Genomic DNA, 16503 nt, shown 5'->3' with positions numbered 1-16503 from the left:
TTAATTAAAATTATATTTTTCTATTACTGTCTTTTTACAAATATTTGTAATTTTTTTAATAGGTTATGCAAGAAGTCTAATAATAAATTTAATACTCTTAATGATAAAGAATGGTTAAGATTAACAGGAATAAAAAAATCCACTTTTAATAAAATGTTAGATATTTTACAAGTAGCTGAAATAGAAAAATTTAAAAAAGGTGGTAAAACTAATAAATTATCACTAGAAAATAGATTATTGATGACTTTATCATATTGACGAGAATATCAGACTTATTTTCATCTTGGTAAAAATTTCGGAATTAGTGAAGCTAATTGTTATCGGAATATCAAGTGAATTGAAGATATTTTAATTAAAAACTCTGATTTTCAACAACTTGCTGGTAAAAAAGCACTAATAAATGATTATTTTAATGATAAAACTATTATTATTGATGCTACCGAAACTCCAATCCAACGCCCAAAAAAAGACAAAAACAATCTTATTCTGGTAAAAAGAAAAAACACACCATTAAAACACAAGTAATTATCGAACAAGAAACCAGAAAAATTATTGCAACAAGTTTTTCACTTGGGAAAAAACATGATTATGCTTTATTTAAAGAATCAAAAATCCCAATTTTAAAAAATACCAAATTAATAGTTGATAGTGGTTATCAAGGAATACAAAAAATTCACAATAATGTTCTAATACCTACAAAGAAAACAAAGAAAAACCATTTAAATAAAGCACAAAAACAACATAATAGACTAGTTTCAAAAATGAGAATTATTATTGAAAATATTTTTGCTATTCTTAAAAAATTTAAAATTATGACAGAAAAATATCGTAATCGTAGAAAAAGATTTGGTTTAAGATTTAATTTAATTGCCTCAATTTATAATTTGCAATTATTAATTTAACATAAAAGATTTATTTAAAATTAAAGAATTTAAATAATAAATTCATTTTTTGTTGTGGCAAAATATTAATTTTTTAGATAAAAGACATAATTAATTAAAATTATATTTTTCTATTACTGTCTTTTTACAAATATTTGTAATTTTTTTAATAGGTTATGCAAGAAGTCTATTATTACTTTTATAACTTTGAACGCCATCATTCATCATTAAACACTAAAACTCCTTTTCAAAAATTACGAGAACTTTTAACAAAGTAATTTTAATAGTTAACTATATTCACCCGGTCACAAATAAGTAGTGTTACTTCTTCCACTAAAGAAAACAACTAAATCGCCTTCATATCGGTTATTTCCTGCTGGAACATAAAGTCTTGCACTACTATTTGTTATATCTCGAACTCTTAAAATATTTATCAGTTCATTTGGCAAATGTTGATTATTAAACATAAATGTTTGAATAATGCGTTCTTCACTTGTACCGAGAATATTACCTAAATTTCTATTTAAATTCGGTAAAGTAGATAAACTTAATCTACTACCTCAATTTGAAGGCAGACCAAATGAATAATTATCTTGTGTTGGTGTTTGTCCACCATTAAAAGTTACTTGAACACTACCCGTATATGAAGTTCCTGAGTGAACATCAATAATAGCTCTATCCCCATAATTTACTGAAACATATATTATTCTGTTTCTTCCGGCTGTAGCTCTTAATTCGTTTGGTAAATTTGGATTTGCTCTTACAAATGCATTTAAAATCCTCAAATCAGATATTCTCCCCCCAGAACTGCTTCCTGGACGGATTGTTCCCAAATCAGTTTGTGTAACATAAGTAGAAATATCTGTTTGATATTGTCTTTTTACTCTGCTAAATTTTTTTAAATTACTTGTTTGTTGATAAATAATATTATTTTTTGCTGGGGCATTGCCAAGAAGTCCCGCCATTCCGCTTCCTGCTATTGTTATTGTTCCTAAAATTGATAGTAATTGTTTCATACTAATTAATTTCCTTTTCATAAATTTTTTAGTAATTAATAATAGACTTCTTGCGATACCTTTTTTATTAAAATATTCTTATAAAATATAATTTATGAGGATATCAAAATATGAAAAATAATAAATTTAATACTCTTAATGATAAAGAATGGTTAAGATTAACAGGAATAAAAAAATCCACTTTTAATAAAATGTTAGATATTTTACAAGTAGCTGAAATAGAAAAATTTAAAAAAGGTGGTAAAACTAATAAATTATCACTAGAAAATAGATTATTGATGACTTTATCATATTGACGAGAATATCAGACTTATTTTCATCTTGGTAAAAATTTCGGAATTAGTGAAGCTAATTGTTATCGGAATATCAAGTGAATTGAAGATATTTTAATTAAAAACTCTGATTTTCAACAACTTGCTGGTAAAAAAGCACTAATAAATGATTATTTTAATGATAAAACTATTATTATTGATGCTACCGAAACTCCAATCCAACGCCCAAAAAAAGACAAAAACAATCTTATTCTGGTAAAAAGAAAAAACACACCATTAAAACACAAGTAATTATTGAACAAGAAACCAGAAAAATTATTGCAACAAGTTTTTCACTTGGGAAAAAACATGATTATGCTTTATTTAAAGAATCAAAAATCCCAATTTTAAAAAATACCAAATTAATAGTTGATAGTGGTTATCAAGGAATACAAAAAATTCACAATAATGTTCTAATACCTACAAAGAAAACAAAGAAAAACCATTTAAATAAAGCACAAAAACAACATAATAGACTAGTTTCAAAAATGAGAATTATTATTGAAAATATTTTTGCTATTCTTAAAAAATTTAAAATTATGACAGAAAAATATCGTAATCGTAGAAAAAGATTTGGTTTAAGATTTAATTTAATTGCCTCAATTTATAATTTGCAATTATTAATTTAACATAAAAGATTTATTTAAAATTAAAGAATTTAAATAATAAATTCATTTTTTGTTGTGGCAAAATATTAATTTTTTAGATAAAAGACATAATTAATTAAAATTATATTTTTCTATTACTGTCTTTTTACAAATATTTGTAATTTTTTTAATAGGTTATGCAAGAAGTCTAATAAAATTTATTCAATAATCAACAGCCTCTCTACCAAAAAACAATCTATAATCTTTTTGTCTTGGAATTTAATTATAAACTATTTTTAAAAACTTCCTTAGAATTTGTCGTTATTTATAAAAATTTTAAATAAAAAATTAAATCCACCCCTTTTTTAAAAATCCTCTTGTTCTTGTCATAAGTCTATGGTATATTACATATTTTTGTAGAAACTGTGTAAAGCACACACTTATGTTAGTTTTACACAAAATCAATAAATAAATATGAGCTCATTTATTTATTGCAAGAAATATAAGGTTAAATTAACACTTATTATTTTTAATTATGTCTTATATTTTTTTGCACCCATAAAATCAAACTAAGTTAATTAGTAAACGAAGTTTACTAACAAAACTTGTTAAACATTCAAATCTGCGATATATAAATGTTTAAAAAACTTAGTTAAATAACTTATTTTATAGAAAGGTAATTTACTATGAAAAACATTGAAAACATTTTCTTAAATACTAAAAAATATCTCTTAAAAGAAACTCAAAACGCCATTTTAATCAAAGCACCAAAAATTCCCTGATTTAATAAACAAATCGGTATTTGATTTCCAAAGCGATTTGTTTATAAAGGAAAATATGAAAATTCCATTTGCATCGGAATAATCAAGAATAATGAATACCAAGTAATTTCAATTAATCAATCTGAGCAAGAAACCAAGTTAATTAAAGGACAAGAATTATTAAGTTTCTTCATTACCGAAAAAGAAAACAACAAAAAAGATACAAATTATAACTATTTTAAAGGAGTTTAAAAATGAATACTACAATTGGACTAATATTTATAATCATTTGCATAATGTTACGGGCATATTTTGCTTATAAAATTTATGCAAAAATAAAAACGCGAATTAAATACAAAAATGCCATTAAAAATAATACTGGTAATTTTACAAAAGACGAAAAAGTATTTATTGCTCGCTTTGAAGAATGAGTTAAAGCTCCTAATTCAAAAGAAAATAATGAGAACAAAAAATAATGTTTTGAGAAATTATTATGGAATTCTTAAAACTGTTTGTTCCGATAGAAAAAATGCCTGCACAAGTGGCGTTTATTGCCGGATTAATTATTATCATTACTTTTCTTTTCACATTAATTTCAATTATGTATTTACCAATAAAAATGATTTTTGGGAGATAAAAAATGACAGTAAATTTAAAAGAATTTAATTGAGAACAAATTAAACAAACTTTCTGAGATTTATTTATTCAAATTACAACTATTCCGGCTCATATTAGTGGTGGTAAAGAAATTGATTTAACCCAAGAAACACTTTGACTTTTAATAGTAAACATTGCCTTTTGATTACTAACAGCGATTATAGTGTGATTTATTCTAATGTTATTTTGAAAAACCATATCAGTATTTAGATAGAGACAAAATTAATGTCAAGAAGTTATATTGTGATGCATTTCCAAAGAAATTCAAAATTAATTAGGAAAAAATACAGTCGTGTTAAGGTTAACCGTGGTTTTAACAAATTTAAGAAAAACTTTGAATATAAATGATGAATGCTTTAAAAAGAAAGGGGGTGATTATATGTTTGGAACTTTCTTGGCCGATACACCAGTAACAGTAGAAAAAATAACAGCTAGTGACGCAATGACTAAATTGTGAAATGCAATTATAACGGCGTTTACTAAAATGTGAGAAATTATTGCTGTTAATATGCCACAAGTCGGTAACTTCTTTGCTGACTACTGAATATTCATTTTTCCATTTATTTTGGCAATATTCTTTATTTGCTTTAAAATGTTTGAAAAATTACTTGGAGCAGTCCGCTAATAAAAAAATAAAGTGAGGTGAAAGATGAAATTTTGCAAATGAATAATAGAAAAAAATAACCATTTTATTGAATTAAATCGCACCTCATTTTTAATTTTATGACATTGGGGAGCAATTTGATATATTTACAACGGTTATTTTAAAAACATTGTGAGCTATTTATTTTTAGCGGGTTGTATTTTAATTTTTCTTTTTAAAATCAGTAATTTAACACAAATTAACAAAGTTATTAACTTCTTAAAAAACTCACCATTAAATATTGTTATTGGTTCATTAGGAACTGGAAAAACTGCTTTTCTAGTATATGCATCAAAATTACTAAAAAAGAAGAAATATCACATCGCCTCAACCTTTCCATTGCTAGAAACCCAAAAATTAAGTTTAGGGCATATGGGATTATTAGACTTTGATTATCCGGTATTGCCAGACAAAACCTTACTTTTATGAGATGAAACCAATTTATTTTTAGAAGGAACCGATTGAGAAAAAAATAATGCCAAAAACGAAGAAACCGGTATCCAAGAATATTTTGCCTTAGCACGCCATTTTGGTCATATTGTGCTCGCTAGCGGTCAAAGAGATAAACATATTTGAGTTAAAGTTCGTGATATTGCCAATAATGTGATTGTGGGCATTCGTAAAAAGCCCGTTAATATTTTTCGCCCCTACTTAAAAGTCATCTATGGTACCTTTACGAGCATTGAAGAATATGAACGCTGACGAAACACCTTAATTGATGCTAAAAATAGTAAAAAGGGTCGTCGTATTAAATATCGTGATATTCCTGAACTTGATATTTATTTTTTTAAACTAAAAATTCCTCTACCAATACTTAACACTTACAATTCTTTTTACTTAGCATTTTTAAGAGATTACTTAAATTCAAAAGTAAATCCTGACTATAAAGACAAATACTATAATGACACCGCAATTGATTTAGAAGACTTAGAATACTTAAAAATGGATAAATTTAGCAAATTTTTAAGAAAAATGAAAGAAAAGGAACAATAAAAAATGGCAAATCTTGCAAAAATGGCTGACTTTCTCGCTCAAATGCTTTATAAAGTTTTTGACTTAATTTGAAGTTTAGAAGTTCCGGGAACGAATATTCAACTGATATTTCCTTTATTCTTAACGCTGGCTGTAGAATTTCTTATGGCAATTATTCTTGGATTTGGTAGTCAACAAGTTAATTTAGAAAAACAACGCCAATATGCGGTTAAAAATAGTGGTCGTTTAAGTGCATGAGGAAAAGTCAAAAAACAAATAAAACCAATAAAAACAAAACAAGGTAACTAACAATGTTTAAACTAATTATTATTTTTATCTTAATAACTGTTCTTGGACTTTTAGCTGGTAGCCATTTTGAAACTTTAACTAACTATATTAGCGAAGGCCTTGCCAATTTCCAAAAATTTATTACTAGCAATTTAAAAATTTTAGAACTATTTAAACCAATGGCTCGGACATTTTCTCAACATCCAATCTTTACCATTCTTGGTGTTACTTGTGTACTTATTGCTTTATTTATTGTGATTAAAGGACGGTAAAAAATATGAAAGGAGAATTAAAATGAAAAAACTTTTAAGAAAATTATTTAAAAAAGATAATTCAAAAGAAAAATTGCCGTTAAAATTAAGAATTAAAAATTCTTTTAAAAAACAGTGGTTAAAGATAGCATTAAGTATCATTTTCATTTTTATAAGCTTATTAATTTGTGCATTAACAGCAATCAATACTAAATGAATAACCGGAACAAGTGAAGAATTTAATAAATTTATGAATGAAGAGATGGTTAAATTCTTTGGCAAATTTAATAGTGGCATTATGCTCGCAGGAATATTTATTTTCTGATGAGGCGGAGCAATATATTTTGCAATTAAATTTGAAAAATTAATCCGCTTGATTATTCAGAAAGTTAAAGCAAAAAGAGCCTTAAAAAATGAAAATAAACAAGTTAATTAATTTTTTAAAAAGATATTGATGAATAATACTTAATTACATTATATTCATATCTTTAAGTATAGTTTTATTATTACATACAGATATTGAAAATTTGCAACAATTTATTAAAAATTTTGGAGCAATTGGTAAGTTAATGATTATAGGTTATTCATTAGTATTAGTAACCATATCAGAAATAGTAAACTGCTTAATTCGTTTTATATTAAAAAAGATTAAAAATAAAATAATAATGAAAAATAAAATATTTTAAAAAGGAATGATAAAAATGTTTATGAAAATATTTACCGTGTTAATTATTAGTTTCAATAACATTTTTACTATTCCCCAAAACATTAACAATGACGAAATAACAACACAATCATTAATTAGAAATAAAAGACAAGGTAATAAAGTTTATGATTTTGAAATTAGAAACTTAGAAAAAGTAAGATTTTTAACAGAAAGGCAAGACCATGACCTTTTAAAAGTTGAGATAAGAACAGAAGAAAATATAAATGCAAATATAGATAAACAATTACCAAATTTAAAAAATGTAAAAACTTTTAGTTTAGAGTTTAATGCAGAGCTTGTAAATAATATAATTAAACAAAAAGACTTTCAAAAAATAACAAATACTTATGGAACAAAAATAGATACTTCGGGTTTAAATTTTTATACCTGAATGATTAATATACCCAATAAAACAATTAGAATTAAAGCACAAGGAACAGAATTATTAACTTTTGAACATGATGATACTAACAATTATAGATTAAACAAAACAAATAATTTTGAAATTGAAATTGAAAAAGATAGTACTGATATTGAATTGCCAACAACAAACACCAAATTTGACGGTAACCATAACTATAACGATGTTATTGATAATCTTGACTATTTAATGATTCACCGTGGTGATTTTGATAAATTTAATTACTCCTACCTCTATTGAACGCCGGTATTTAATTTCATTGACACCTTAGAAAAAGGTTACTATAAAGAATTTATGATTAAAAATCACGGCTTTAAAGATGAAAGCTATTTTTATCATAAGACCTCTAGTGATAAAAATGTAGTAAATGAGAATGTTTTGAAAATTAAGGCATTTAACAAAACTTTAATTGCAGGTAATAACTATTTACAATTATTACATGGTGAAAAGAAAATCTGAAAATATGACCCTGCGAGCGCTAACGATTATTACTTAATTAAGTATCTTTTTGGTACCTTAAATTACCTCAATGTTAGATTTAGTTTTTTGAGATACGACCCTGACTTGCGGAATGACATTTACATTTATTTTAAAAACAACATTCCTAGTATTAACAACAGCGATTACAAAAATATTTTTGACGAAATCTATGAAATCCTTGGTAACTTCTTTGCTAGTTTATTTTATGCCACTTTCGATATGGATGAAAAAACTTACACTGAAATTGTTTTTAAAGGAGTAGACAACTATAACAAAGATTACTTTATTCAAATTGGTTTCTTTTATCGCTCGTTAATTACCTTTTATCCCAAAAAATACTTAGTAAATATTAGACTTCTTGCATAACCTATTAAAAAAATTACAAATATTTGTAAAAAGACAGTAATAGAAAAATATAATTTTAATTAATTATGTCTTTTATCTAAAAAATTAATATTTTGCCACAACAAAAAATGAATTTATTATTTAAATTCTTTAATTTTAAATAAATCTTTTATGTTAAATTAATAATTGCAAATTATAAATTGAGGCAATTAAATTAAATCTTAAACCAAATCTTTTTCTACGATTACGATATTTTTCTGTCATAATTTTAAATTTTTTAAGAATAGCAAAAATATTTTCAATAATAATTCTCATTTTTGAAACTAGTCTATTATGTTGTTTTTGTGCTTTATTTAAATGGTTTTTCTTTGTTTTCTTTGTAGGTATTAGAACATTATTGTGAATTTTTTGTATTCCTTGATAACCACTATCAACTATTAATTTGGTATTTTTTAAAATTGAGATTTTTGATTCTTTAAATAGACTTCTTGCGATACCTTTTTTATTAAAATATTCTTATAAAATATAATTTATGAGGATATCAAAATATGAACAATAATAAATTTAATACTCTTAATGATAAAGAATGGTTAAGATTAACAAGAATAAAAAAATCCACTTTTAATAAAATGTTAGATATTTTACAAGTAGCTGAAATAGAAAAATTTAAAAAAGGTGGTAAAACTAATAAATTATCACTAGAAAATAGATTATTGATGACTTTATCATATTGACGAGAATATCAGACTTATTTTCATCTTGGTAAAAATTTCGGAATTAGTGAAGCTAATTGTTATCGGAATATCAAGTGAATTGAAGATATTTTAATTAAAAACTCTGATTTTCAACAACTTGCTGGTAAAAAAGCACTAATAAATGATTATTTTAATGATAAAACTATTATTATTGATGCTACCGAAACTCCAATCCAACGCCCAAAAAAAGACAAAAACAATCTTATTCTGGTAAAAAGAAAAAACACACCATTAAAACACAAGTAATTATCGAACAAGAAACCAGAAAAATTATTGCAACAAGTTTTTCACTTGGGAAAAAACATGATTATGCTTTATTTAAAGAATCAAAAATCTCAATTTTAAAAAATACCAAATTAATAGTTGATAGTGGTTATCAAGGAATACAAAAAATTCACAATAATGTTCTAATACCTACAAAGAAAACAAAGAAAAACCATTTAAATAAAGCACAAAAACAACATAATAGACTAGTTTCAAAAATGAGAATTATTATTGAAAATATTTTTGCTATTCTTAAAAAATTTAAAATTATGACAGAAAAATATCGTAATCGTAGAAAAAGATTTGGTTTAAGATTTAATTTAATTGCCTCAATTTATAATTTGCAATTATTAATTTAACATAAAAGATTTATTTAAAATTAAAGAATTTAAATAATAAATTCATTTTTTGTTGTGGCAAAATATTAATTTTTTAGATAAAAGACATAATTAATTAAAATTATATTTTTCTATTACTGTCTTTTTACAAATATTTGTAATTTTTTTAATAGGTTATGCAAGAAGTCTATTCAAATTAAAATTATTCCGGCGTGAGTTTCTGGAAAAGAAATTGATTTAACCCAAGAACTACTTTGACTTTTAATAGCGAATATTGCCTTTTGAATGGTATTAGTATTCATTGTCTTATTTATGGTTATTTTATTTTATAAGGTTAAATCATATTTTGTTTAGAAAGGGGGTGATTATATGATTAGAATTTTTCTTGATGGAGCAATAACACCGGTAGCAATTACTGGTGAACAAGCGGTTACTAACTTATGAAAAGCATTAATTAAAGCGTTTGGTAATATTTGAACTGATATTATTGGTGGTAATATGCCAAATGTTGTTAATTTCTTTGCTACATATTGAGTTTTCTTGCTTGGGGTGATTATTGGTTTATTTTTAATCGCTTTCAAAATGTTTGAAAAATTAATGCCCGGCAGATAGTAATAAAAATAAAGAAAGTGTGATTTAAGTGATGCCATTGTTTAAGAAAATAAATTTAAGATTATATGATTTTGTTGCTTTAAATCGCACTTTATTTATTATTGCGTGATTTTATGGTGCGATTTTCCATTATTATAATCCCCAAAGTTGACGAATGTTATTTGATATTATTTATTTATTAATTGCTTTGTATGTTTTATATACTAAAATTTCTCATTTCTTTGCTCGTCGTAGTTTTATTAATTTCTTATTAAATTCACCCTTAAATTTAGTAATTGGTGCTTTAGGGACTGGAAAAACCGCTTTAATGGTTTTAGCTTCTTACTTATTAAGTGGTTGAAAAACGATTTCTACTTTTCCAATTACCAATAAACAAATGCTTTCATTAGGTCATATGTCTTTATTAGATTATAATTATCCAATTTTAGATGAAAAACATTTACTGTTATGAGATGAAACTAACTTATTTTTAGAAGGAACTGATTATAAAGAAAATGATAGAGTAACCCAAGGTTTACAAGAATATTTCGCTTCGGCTCGCCAATTTACCCATATCGTATTAGCAAGCGGACAACGAGCTGAACATATATGAGTTAAAGTTCGTGATATTGCGAATTCAATAATTGTTGGTATTAGAAAAAAACCAGTTAGTATTTTTCGACCCTATTTACAAGTTATTTACGGCACTTTTAAATCGGTAAGCGAATACGAACAATGACGATTAACTCTAATTAATGCAAAAAATGATAAAAAGGGTCGCAAAATCAAGTATCGTAGCATTCCAGAATTAGACATTTATTTCTTTAAATTGAAAATTCCGATGTCAATTTTAAACCTTTATGATAATAAATATTTATCATTCTTGCGTGAATTAAGTAATCGTGCTTTGAATGATAATTATCAGCATAAATTTTGAAATGATAATGCAATGGATATTGAAGCGTTAGAATATTTAAAAATGGAAAAATTCAGTAAAATACTTACTAAGTTAAAAAATAATCTAAATAAGAAAAATAAGTAAAGGAGTTTAAAAATGGAAAACTTAGAAAAAATGGCTAGTTTGATTGGCGATATGTTTTATAAAGTTTTTGATTTAATTTGAACTTTAACCATTCCCGGAACAGATATTCGCATTATTATTTTTCCACTAATTATGCTTGTGATAAATCTTGTAATTGGTGGCATTTTAGGTATTCATATTGAACGACCAAAAGTTGGTTTTCGTAAAAAATACCAAAAATCAGTTGCTAATTGAGGAACTAAGAAAAAATCATCTAGTGGCCCAATTAAGAAATTTAGTGGTAATAGTGCTAAAAACAGACCGCGAGTTAACCAACACGGACAGCGAGTAAAAAGGTAGGTTTTTAAAATGTTTAAATTAATAATTTTATTTATTCTTATCGCTGTTTTTTCTATTTTTGCTTTAAACGACTTTTTAGGTTTATGAGCTTATGTGCGTGAGGGTTTAGAATATTTTAATAAAGTTCTATCAAGTAATATTAAAATTTTAGAACTCTTTAAACCAATGATAAGGTTGTTTTCTCAACATCCAATTTTCCAAATCTTAGGGACTATTTGCATTTTATCAACAATATACTTTATTTTAAGAAGTTAAATACAGAAGAAAGGATAAATAGATATGTATAAATTTATGTCGTGGTTAGTTATTGCTTTTATTGGTTTAGTCCCTCTAGGTGTTTTCTTTGATATAAAACAACCACCAAAACCTAATATGGAACAATCCTTTATGAAACGAGAAAAACGAGCTACTAATCCTAGTAACGGTGAAATTTATGAATTTTCTTTATCTAAAGCAACTATTAATTGACAAGATAGTAGTTCCAAAAGATATCTTGTCGGATTTTCAAATTTTAATAAGGCCGAATTAGTAAACTTGCCAGAGAATATGATTTATAGTATTACTTGATATCCATCTTTTAGGTTTACGAAAAAAACTATTAGTGATTTGTTAACTAATGTTTATGATTTAACAAAACCGGGTAAGATTGACGCAATTAATATTAAAGGTAAAATTCATAGCTATAATACCGGGACAAGTGAGACCGGCATTGGAGCTGATTGACAATATGATTGATTAGAATTAATGTTTATTTCTTCCCCTTTGCCAGAAAAAGATAACGAGCAACCATTACCGACTGCAATAACTAAAAATGATGGTGAATATCAGTATAATCAGTTTCAAGATAAACTTGATTATTTAATGATACAACGTCGAGATTTTGATAAATTTAATTATAGCTATTTATATTGAGTCCCAATTTTTAATTTCTTTGACGATAATTTTAAATATATGAGCGAAATTTCAATTAAATTAAATGGTTTTAAACAAAATAGTAAATTTAATTTAAGTCGAAAGACTTTGTATGATGATTATATAGCACAAGCTATTATTTTTACAGAACTTTCCTTTTCTAGTTTTGGTGATGTTATTACTATAAAAACTAATGGTTTTGACCTTATGGGTGGGGTGATATTGAGTTTTTAGAGAATGGTAAATCAATTTTAAAATTTGGGTCACGAACAAGTTTTGGAATAGATTTTATTAATACCTTTTTTGGACAAGTTAATTATTATGGTAATACTTTCCATTTTTTACGCTATGATGACAAATTAAAAACTGATTTTAAAGATTTTATGCTTTATTACCAAAAAGATTTAACCATTGATTTTATTAATGGGTTATTTAATAAACTTTATAAAGTTTTAGGTGAGTTTTTTGTACAATTCTTTTATGCCAGTTTTGATATGGATGCTTCTACTTATGTAGAATTAGATTACAAAGGGATGCAACAAATTCCTAAAAATGTTTTACAAATGGGGTTTTTCTATCGCTCCTTAATTACTTTTTATCCCAAACAGTATTTAATTAACTTTGGTTCAACAACGGAAAATAGTAAGAATATGATTTTTCGTTCTTATTTCTTTGTTAAAGATAAACAAATTGCCAATGGTTTTAATACTCGTAAAAGTTCTTATCAAATAGATTTTAATGTTTTAAAAGCATATGATAAACCAATTATGAAATGCCACCAGTAATAAATTGCATTTTTACAATGCAAAAGTTGATGTCATGTATGGAATTAATATTTTTACACTGACTTTTCCACTATATAAAAAGAAAAATGAAAGTACTGAATATCATTATTCTTTATACGATTTTAACATTTTGAATTCAACAGCTTTTATTGGTGGCGGAATAAGTAAGTGTTAATATGAATGACTTAATTCCTACGCCCAACTGTTCTTATTGAGGTTTATTTAGTGCAATATCTTGTGGTATTCAACACGCTTCTGTTAGTGTGTTGAATTGATTACTTAGTCTTTCTGGGATTAATCTTTTAATTCGCCCTATTGCTGACATTGCTAAAACAACGATTAATTTTACCAAAACTGCCTTTCCGGTGTTTGAAGTTATCCCGGCATTTCAGATGTTGTTTGAGTTTATAGTGCCTCTAGCAATTTTACTAATAATAATTAAAAAGTTTTCTTAAATTTGGTAGAATACTCTATTAAATGTATAATTTCTTCTTAAAGAAAGGAGGTTTTTTGTTATGTGAAAAAAGAGTTTATTAGTGTCAAGTTTAGCAAGTGTGATGTTTGCCTCGGCTTGTAAAAGTAATGATTTTCGGTTTGTCAAAAGTAGAATTTATGAATTTTCTTTATCTAAAGCAACTATTAATTGAGAAAATAGTAGTTCCAAAAGATATCTTGTCGGATTTTCAAATTTTAATAAGGCCGAATTAGTAAACTTGCCAGAGAATATGATTTATAGTATTACTTGATATCCATCTTTTAGATTTACGAAAAAAACTATTAGTGATTTGTTAACTAATGTTTATGATTTAACAAAACCGGGTAAGATTAACGCAATTAATATTAAAGGTAAAATTCATAGCTATAATACCGGGACAAGCGAGACCGGCATTGGAGCTGATTGACAATATGATTGATTAGAATTAATGTTTACTTCTTCCCCTTTGCCAGAAAAAGATAATAAACAACCATTATCTAATCAATTAAAAATTTAATAAATATTCTTGAAAATCGTATTACAAAAAATACGGTTTTCTTAATTTAAGGAGTTTAAAAAATGAAATATATTATTTCCCAAGTTGATTTAGCAGATTTAAAAGCAAAAATCCAAAGTTGGCTAAGTGCTAATTGCCGTAATCCTTATTACTATAAAACTAAAAAACGCACTACTGCCTATTTAAATTTATGTACTTATTTCTATATTAGACTTCTTGCATAACCTATTAAAAAAATTACAAATATTTGTAAAAAGACAGTAATAGAAAAATATAATTTTAATTAATTATGTCTTTTATCTAAAAAATTAATATTTTGCCACAACAAAAAACGAATTTATTATTTAAATTCTTTAATTTTAAATAAATCTTTTATGTTAAATTAATAATTGCAAATTATAAATTGAGGCAATTAAATTAAATCTTAAACCAAATCTTTTTCTACGATTACGATATTTTTCTGTCATAATTTTAAATTTTTTAAGAATAGCAAAAATATTTTCAATAGACTTCTTGCATAACCTATTAAAAAAATTACAAATATTTGTAAAAAGACAGTAATAGAAAAATATAATTTTAATTAATTATATCTTTTATCTAAAAAATTAATATTTTGCCACAACAAAAAATGAATTTATTATTTAAATTCTTTAATTTTAAATAAATCTTTTATGTTAAATTAATAATTGCAAATTATAAATTGAGGCAATTAAATTAAATCTTAAACCAAATCTTTTTCTACGATTACGATATTTTTCTGTCATAATTTTAAATTTTTTAAGAATAGCAAAAATATTTTCAATAATAATTCTCATTTTTGAAACTAGTCTATTATGTTGTTTTTGTGCTTTATTTAAATGGTTTTTCTTTGTTTTCTTTGTAGGTATTAGAACATTATTGTGAATTTTTTGTATTCCTTGATAACCACTATCAACTATTAATTTGGTATTTTTTAAAATTGGGATTTTTGATTCTTTAAATAAAGCATAATCATGTTTTTTCCCAAGTGAAAAACTTGTTGCAATAATTTTTCTGGTTTCTTGTTCGATAATTACTTGTGTTTTAATGGTGTGTTTTTTCTTTTTACCATAATAAGATTGTTTTTGTCTTTTTTTGGGCGTTGGATTGGAGTTTCGGTAGCATCAATAATAATAGTTTTATCATTAAAATAATCATTTATTAGTGCTTTTTTACCAGCAAGTTGTTGAAAATCAGAGTTTTTAATTAAAATATCTTCAATTCACTTGATATTGCGATAACAATTAGCTTCACTAATTCCGAAATTTTTACCAAGATGAAAATAAGTCTGATATTCTCGTCAATATGATAAAGTCATCAATAATCTATTTTCTAGTGATAATTTATTAGTTTTACCACCTTTTTTAAATTTTTCTATTTCAGCTACTTGTAAAATATCTAACATTTTATTAAAAGTGGATTTTTTTATTCCTGTTAATCTTAACCATTCTTTATCATTAAGAGTATTAAATTTATTATTGTTCATATTTTGATATCCTCATAAATTATATTTTATAAGAATATTTTAATAAAAAAGGTATCGCAAGAAGTCTAATTAATTAAAATTATATTTTTCTATTACTGTCTTTTTACAAATATTTGTAATTTTTTTAATAGGTTATGCAAGAAGTCTATTGTTCTACTTTTAAAGGTTCATTATCATTAGAAGTTATTGTTCATAATTTACCTTCTGCTTTTGCTTCACCATTAAGGCCTTCATCATCAAATGTTTTAATAACCTTTATTGTTTGACCAATTAATAAATCAACATTAGTTTTTGTTATTTGAATTTTTTTCATTGTTTTACTAATTAATGGTTTTAAACTAAGCAAACAAATAACACTAATAACAGCAAAAACAAAAATTTGTCAATAAAATGGAATTTGAAAGGCAGCACTAAATAAACTTGCCATCGCACGAATAGAAAATCAAATTGATGTTAAGTCTAATGATACTAGTTCAAAAACTAAAAATGAAATTGCAATTATTAATCATCCCACCATAAAGATACTATTTATAATTTCCATATTAGTTTCCTCCATTTGCTTTTCTATAATTTGAATTATATCATTATTTTTAAAAATCTATAATTATATAAGGTACCTAATTATTATTAATAAATATTCTAACTATTAAATACCTGTATTT

31 protein-coding genes are annotated in these 16503 nt (G+C 24.8%); 26 read left to right on the top strand and 5 right to left on the bottom strand.

Going from position 1 to position 16503, the window contains the following annotated elements:
- Positions 1 to 153 precede the first annotated feature (153 nt).
- Entirely contained in the window at positions 154 to 525 is a 372-nt protein-coding gene (locus AACK86_RS08135) for a helix-turn-helix domain-containing protein (protein WP_422398244.1), read from the top strand.
- Positions 510 to 902, top strand: coding sequence for a transposase family protein (locus tag AACK86_RS08130; RefSeq protein ID WP_422398306.1), 393 nt, complete (start codon positions 510 to 512; stop codon positions 900 to 902). Before AACK86_RS08135 ends, AACK86_RS08130 begins: the two co-directional genes overlap by 16 nt.
- Before the next feature lie 266 nt (positions 903 to 1168).
- Here the strand turns inward: AACK86_RS08130 and AACK86_RS06250 are convergent, their stop codons facing one another.
- Positions 1169 to 1897 (bottom strand): hypothetical protein, encoded by a 729-nt coding sequence (locus AACK86_RS06250; protein WP_338981908.1) that lies wholly within the window; start codon positions 1895 to 1897, stop codon positions 1169 to 1171.
- Positions 1898 to 2007: 110 nt separating this feature from the next.
- Here AACK86_RS06250 and AACK86_RS08125 point away from each other — a divergent pair, with 110 nt between their 5' ends.
- The 12 genes from AACK86_RS08125 (at position 2008) to AACK86_RS06195 (ending at position 8340) form a co-directional block, all read left to right on the top strand.
- Complete coding sequence (locus AACK86_RS08125; protein ID WP_422398243.1) at positions 2008 to 2460, top strand: transposase family protein; 453 nt, start codon at positions 2008 to 2010, stop codon at positions 2458 to 2460.
- Positions 2445 to 2837 (top strand): transposase family protein, encoded by a 393-nt coding sequence (locus AACK86_RS08120; RefSeq protein ID WP_422398306.1) that lies wholly within the window; start codon positions 2445 to 2447, stop codon positions 2835 to 2837. Before AACK86_RS08125 ends, AACK86_RS08120 begins: the two co-directional genes overlap by 16 nt.
- A gap of 644 nt (positions 2838 to 3481) precedes the next feature.
- A complete protein-coding gene (locus AACK86_RS06240) occupies positions 3482 to 3808 on the top strand; it encodes a hypothetical protein (RefSeq protein WP_338981773.1) in 327 nt (108 codons plus the stop codon).
- 2 nt (positions 3809 to 3810) lie between these two features.
- Positions 3811 to 4032, top strand: a complete 222-nt coding sequence (locus AACK86_RS06235) for a hypothetical protein (protein WP_338981906.1) — start codon at positions 3811 to 3813, stop codon at positions 4030 to 4032.
- On the top strand, positions 4032 to 4193 hold the full coding sequence (locus tag AACK86_RS06230) for a hypothetical protein (protein ID WP_338981905.1): 162 nt from the start codon (positions 4032 to 4034) through the stop codon (positions 4191 to 4193). Before AACK86_RS06235 ends, AACK86_RS06230 begins: the two co-directional genes overlap by 1 nt.
- Positions 4194 to 4196: 3 nt before the next feature.
- Entirely contained in the window at positions 4197 to 4427 is a 231-nt protein-coding gene (locus AACK86_RS06225; RefSeq protein WP_338981904.1) for a hypothetical protein, read from the top strand.
- 165 nt (positions 4428 to 4592) lie between these two features.
- Positions 4593 to 4838 carry a hypothetical protein gene (locus AACK86_RS06220; protein WP_338981903.1) on the top strand — a complete coding sequence of 82 codons (246 nt, stop codon included), beginning with the start codon at positions 4593 to 4595 and terminating at the stop codon, positions 4836 to 4838.
- 24 nt (positions 4839 to 4862) lie between these two features.
- Complete coding sequence (locus AACK86_RS06215; protein ID WP_338981902.1) at positions 4863 to 5849, top strand: hypothetical protein; 987 nt, start codon at positions 4863 to 4865, stop codon at positions 5847 to 5849.
- Positions 5850 to 5852: 3 nt separating this feature from the next.
- Positions 5853 to 6137 carry a hypothetical protein gene (locus AACK86_RS06210; RefSeq protein WP_338981901.1) on the top strand — a complete coding sequence of 95 codons (285 nt, stop codon included), beginning with the start codon at positions 5853 to 5855 and terminating at the stop codon, positions 6135 to 6137.
- A gap of 2 nt (positions 6138 to 6139) precedes the next feature.
- Complete coding sequence (locus tag AACK86_RS06205; protein ID WP_338981900.1) at positions 6140 to 6388, top strand: hypothetical protein; 249 nt, start codon at positions 6140 to 6142, stop codon at positions 6386 to 6388.
- A 22-nt stretch (positions 6389 to 6410) separates the two neighbouring features.
- Positions 6411 to 6803 (top strand): hypothetical protein, encoded by a 393-nt coding sequence (locus AACK86_RS06200; protein WP_338981899.1) that lies wholly within the window; start codon positions 6411 to 6413, stop codon positions 6801 to 6803.
- Positions 6804 to 7074: 271 nt separating this feature from the next.
- Positions 7075 to 8340, top strand: a complete 1266-nt coding sequence (locus AACK86_RS06195; protein WP_338981898.1) for a hypothetical protein — start codon at positions 7075 to 7077, stop codon at positions 8338 to 8340.
- Between the two features lie 153 nt (positions 8341 to 8493).
- Here the strand turns inward: AACK86_RS06195 and AACK86_RS06190 are convergent, their stop codons facing one another.
- Complete coding sequence (locus tag AACK86_RS06190) at positions 8494 to 8733, bottom strand: transposase family protein (RefSeq protein WP_422398388.1); 240 nt, start codon at positions 8731 to 8733, stop codon at positions 8494 to 8496.
- Between the two features lie 134 nt (positions 8734 to 8867).
- Here AACK86_RS06190 and AACK86_RS08115 point away from each other — a divergent pair, with 134 nt between their 5' ends.
- The 12 genes from AACK86_RS08115 (at position 8868) to AACK86_RS06135 (ending at position 14561) form a co-directional block, all read left to right on the top strand.
- Positions 8868 to 9320, top strand: coding sequence for a helix-turn-helix domain-containing protein (locus AACK86_RS08115; RefSeq protein WP_422398242.1), 453 nt, complete (start codon positions 8868 to 8870; stop codon positions 9318 to 9320).
- On the top strand, positions 9305 to 9697 hold the full coding sequence (locus AACK86_RS08110) for a transposase family protein (RefSeq protein ID WP_338982644.1): 393 nt from the start codon (positions 9305 to 9307) through the stop codon (positions 9695 to 9697). The genes AACK86_RS08115 and AACK86_RS08110 overlap by 16 nt, the downstream gene beginning before the upstream one ends.
- 348 nt (positions 9698 to 10045) lie before the next feature.
- Entirely contained in the window at positions 10046 to 10288 is a 243-nt protein-coding gene (locus AACK86_RS06180) for a hypothetical protein (RefSeq protein ID WP_338981895.1), read from the top strand.
- A gap of 31 nt (positions 10289 to 10319) precedes the next feature.
- Positions 10320 to 11309 carry a hypothetical protein gene (locus AACK86_RS06175; protein WP_338981894.1) on the top strand — a complete coding sequence of 330 codons (990 nt, stop codon included), beginning with the start codon at positions 10320 to 10322 and terminating at the stop codon, positions 11307 to 11309.
- Positions 11310 to 11321: 12 nt separating this feature from the next.
- Positions 11322 to 11648 (top strand): hypothetical protein, encoded by a 327-nt coding sequence (locus AACK86_RS06170; RefSeq protein ID WP_338981893.1) that lies wholly within the window; start codon positions 11322 to 11324, stop codon positions 11646 to 11648.
- A gap of 9 nt (positions 11649 to 11657) precedes the next feature.
- Positions 11658 to 11903: a hypothetical protein gene (locus tag AACK86_RS06165; RefSeq protein WP_338981892.1), complete on the top strand. Its 246-nt coding sequence runs from the start codon at positions 11658 to 11660 to the stop codon at positions 11901 to 11903.
- A 36-nt stretch (positions 11904 to 11939) separates the two neighbouring features.
- A complete protein-coding gene (locus tag AACK86_RS06160) occupies positions 11940 to 12794 on the top strand; it encodes a hypothetical protein (RefSeq protein WP_338981891.1) in 855 nt (284 codons plus the stop codon).
- A 149-nt stretch (positions 12795 to 12943) separates the two neighbouring features.
- Positions 12944 to 13345: a hypothetical protein gene (locus tag AACK86_RS06155; RefSeq protein ID WP_338981889.1), complete on the top strand. Its 402-nt coding sequence runs from the start codon at positions 12944 to 12946 to the stop codon at positions 13343 to 13345.
- A 4-nt stretch (positions 13346 to 13349) separates the two neighbouring features.
- Entirely contained in the window at positions 13350 to 13520 is a 171-nt protein-coding gene (locus tag AACK86_RS06150; RefSeq protein WP_338981888.1) for a hypothetical protein, read from the top strand.
- A gap of 1 nt (position 13521) precedes the next feature.
- Positions 13522 to 13800, top strand: a complete 279-nt coding sequence (locus AACK86_RS06145) for a hypothetical protein (protein ID WP_338981887.1) — start codon at positions 13522 to 13524, stop codon at positions 13798 to 13800.
- Positions 13801 to 13860: 60 nt separating this feature from the next.
- The gene (locus AACK86_RS06140; protein WP_338981886.1) at positions 13861 to 14337 is read left to right on the top strand and encodes a hypothetical protein; all 477 of its coding nucleotides are present in this window, start codon (positions 13861 to 13863) and stop codon (positions 14335 to 14337) included.
- A 62-nt stretch (positions 14338 to 14399) separates the two neighbouring features.
- The gene (locus AACK86_RS06135; protein ID WP_338981885.1) at positions 14400 to 14561 is read left to right on the top strand and encodes a hypothetical protein; all 162 of its coding nucleotides are present in this window, start codon (positions 14400 to 14402) and stop codon (positions 14559 to 14561) included.
- 450 nt (positions 14562 to 15011) lie between these two features.
- Here AACK86_RS06135 and AACK86_RS08105 read toward each other — a convergent pair whose 3' ends face one another.
- The 3 genes from AACK86_RS08105 to AACK86_RS06120 form a co-directional block, all read right to left on the bottom strand.
- A complete protein-coding gene (locus AACK86_RS08105; protein ID WP_422398306.1) occupies positions 15012 to 15404 on the bottom strand; it encodes a transposase family protein in 393 nt (130 codons plus the stop codon).
- Positions 15389 to 15841 carry a transposase family protein gene (locus AACK86_RS08100; RefSeq protein ID WP_422398241.1) on the bottom strand — a complete coding sequence of 151 codons (453 nt, stop codon included), beginning with the start codon at positions 15839 to 15841 and terminating at the stop codon, positions 15389 to 15391. Before AACK86_RS08100 ends, AACK86_RS08105 begins: the two co-directional genes overlap by 16 nt.
- A 145-nt stretch (positions 15842 to 15986) precedes the next feature.
- A complete protein-coding gene (locus AACK86_RS06120) occupies positions 15987 to 16382 on the bottom strand; it encodes an NfeD family protein (RefSeq protein WP_338981883.1) in 396 nt (131 codons plus the stop codon).
- Positions 16383 to 16503 lie beyond the last annotated feature (121 nt).

The sequence above is a fragment of the Spiroplasma endosymbiont of Eupeodes luniger genome, assembly GCF_964019525.1.
In the GTDB taxonomy this organism is placed as follows: domain Bacteria; phylum Bacillota_I; class Bacilli_A; order Mycoplasmatales; family Nriv7; genus Nriv7.
The sequence above is the reverse complement of the archived record's forward strand: the minus strand, read 5'-3'. Positions and strand labels throughout refer to the sequence as shown.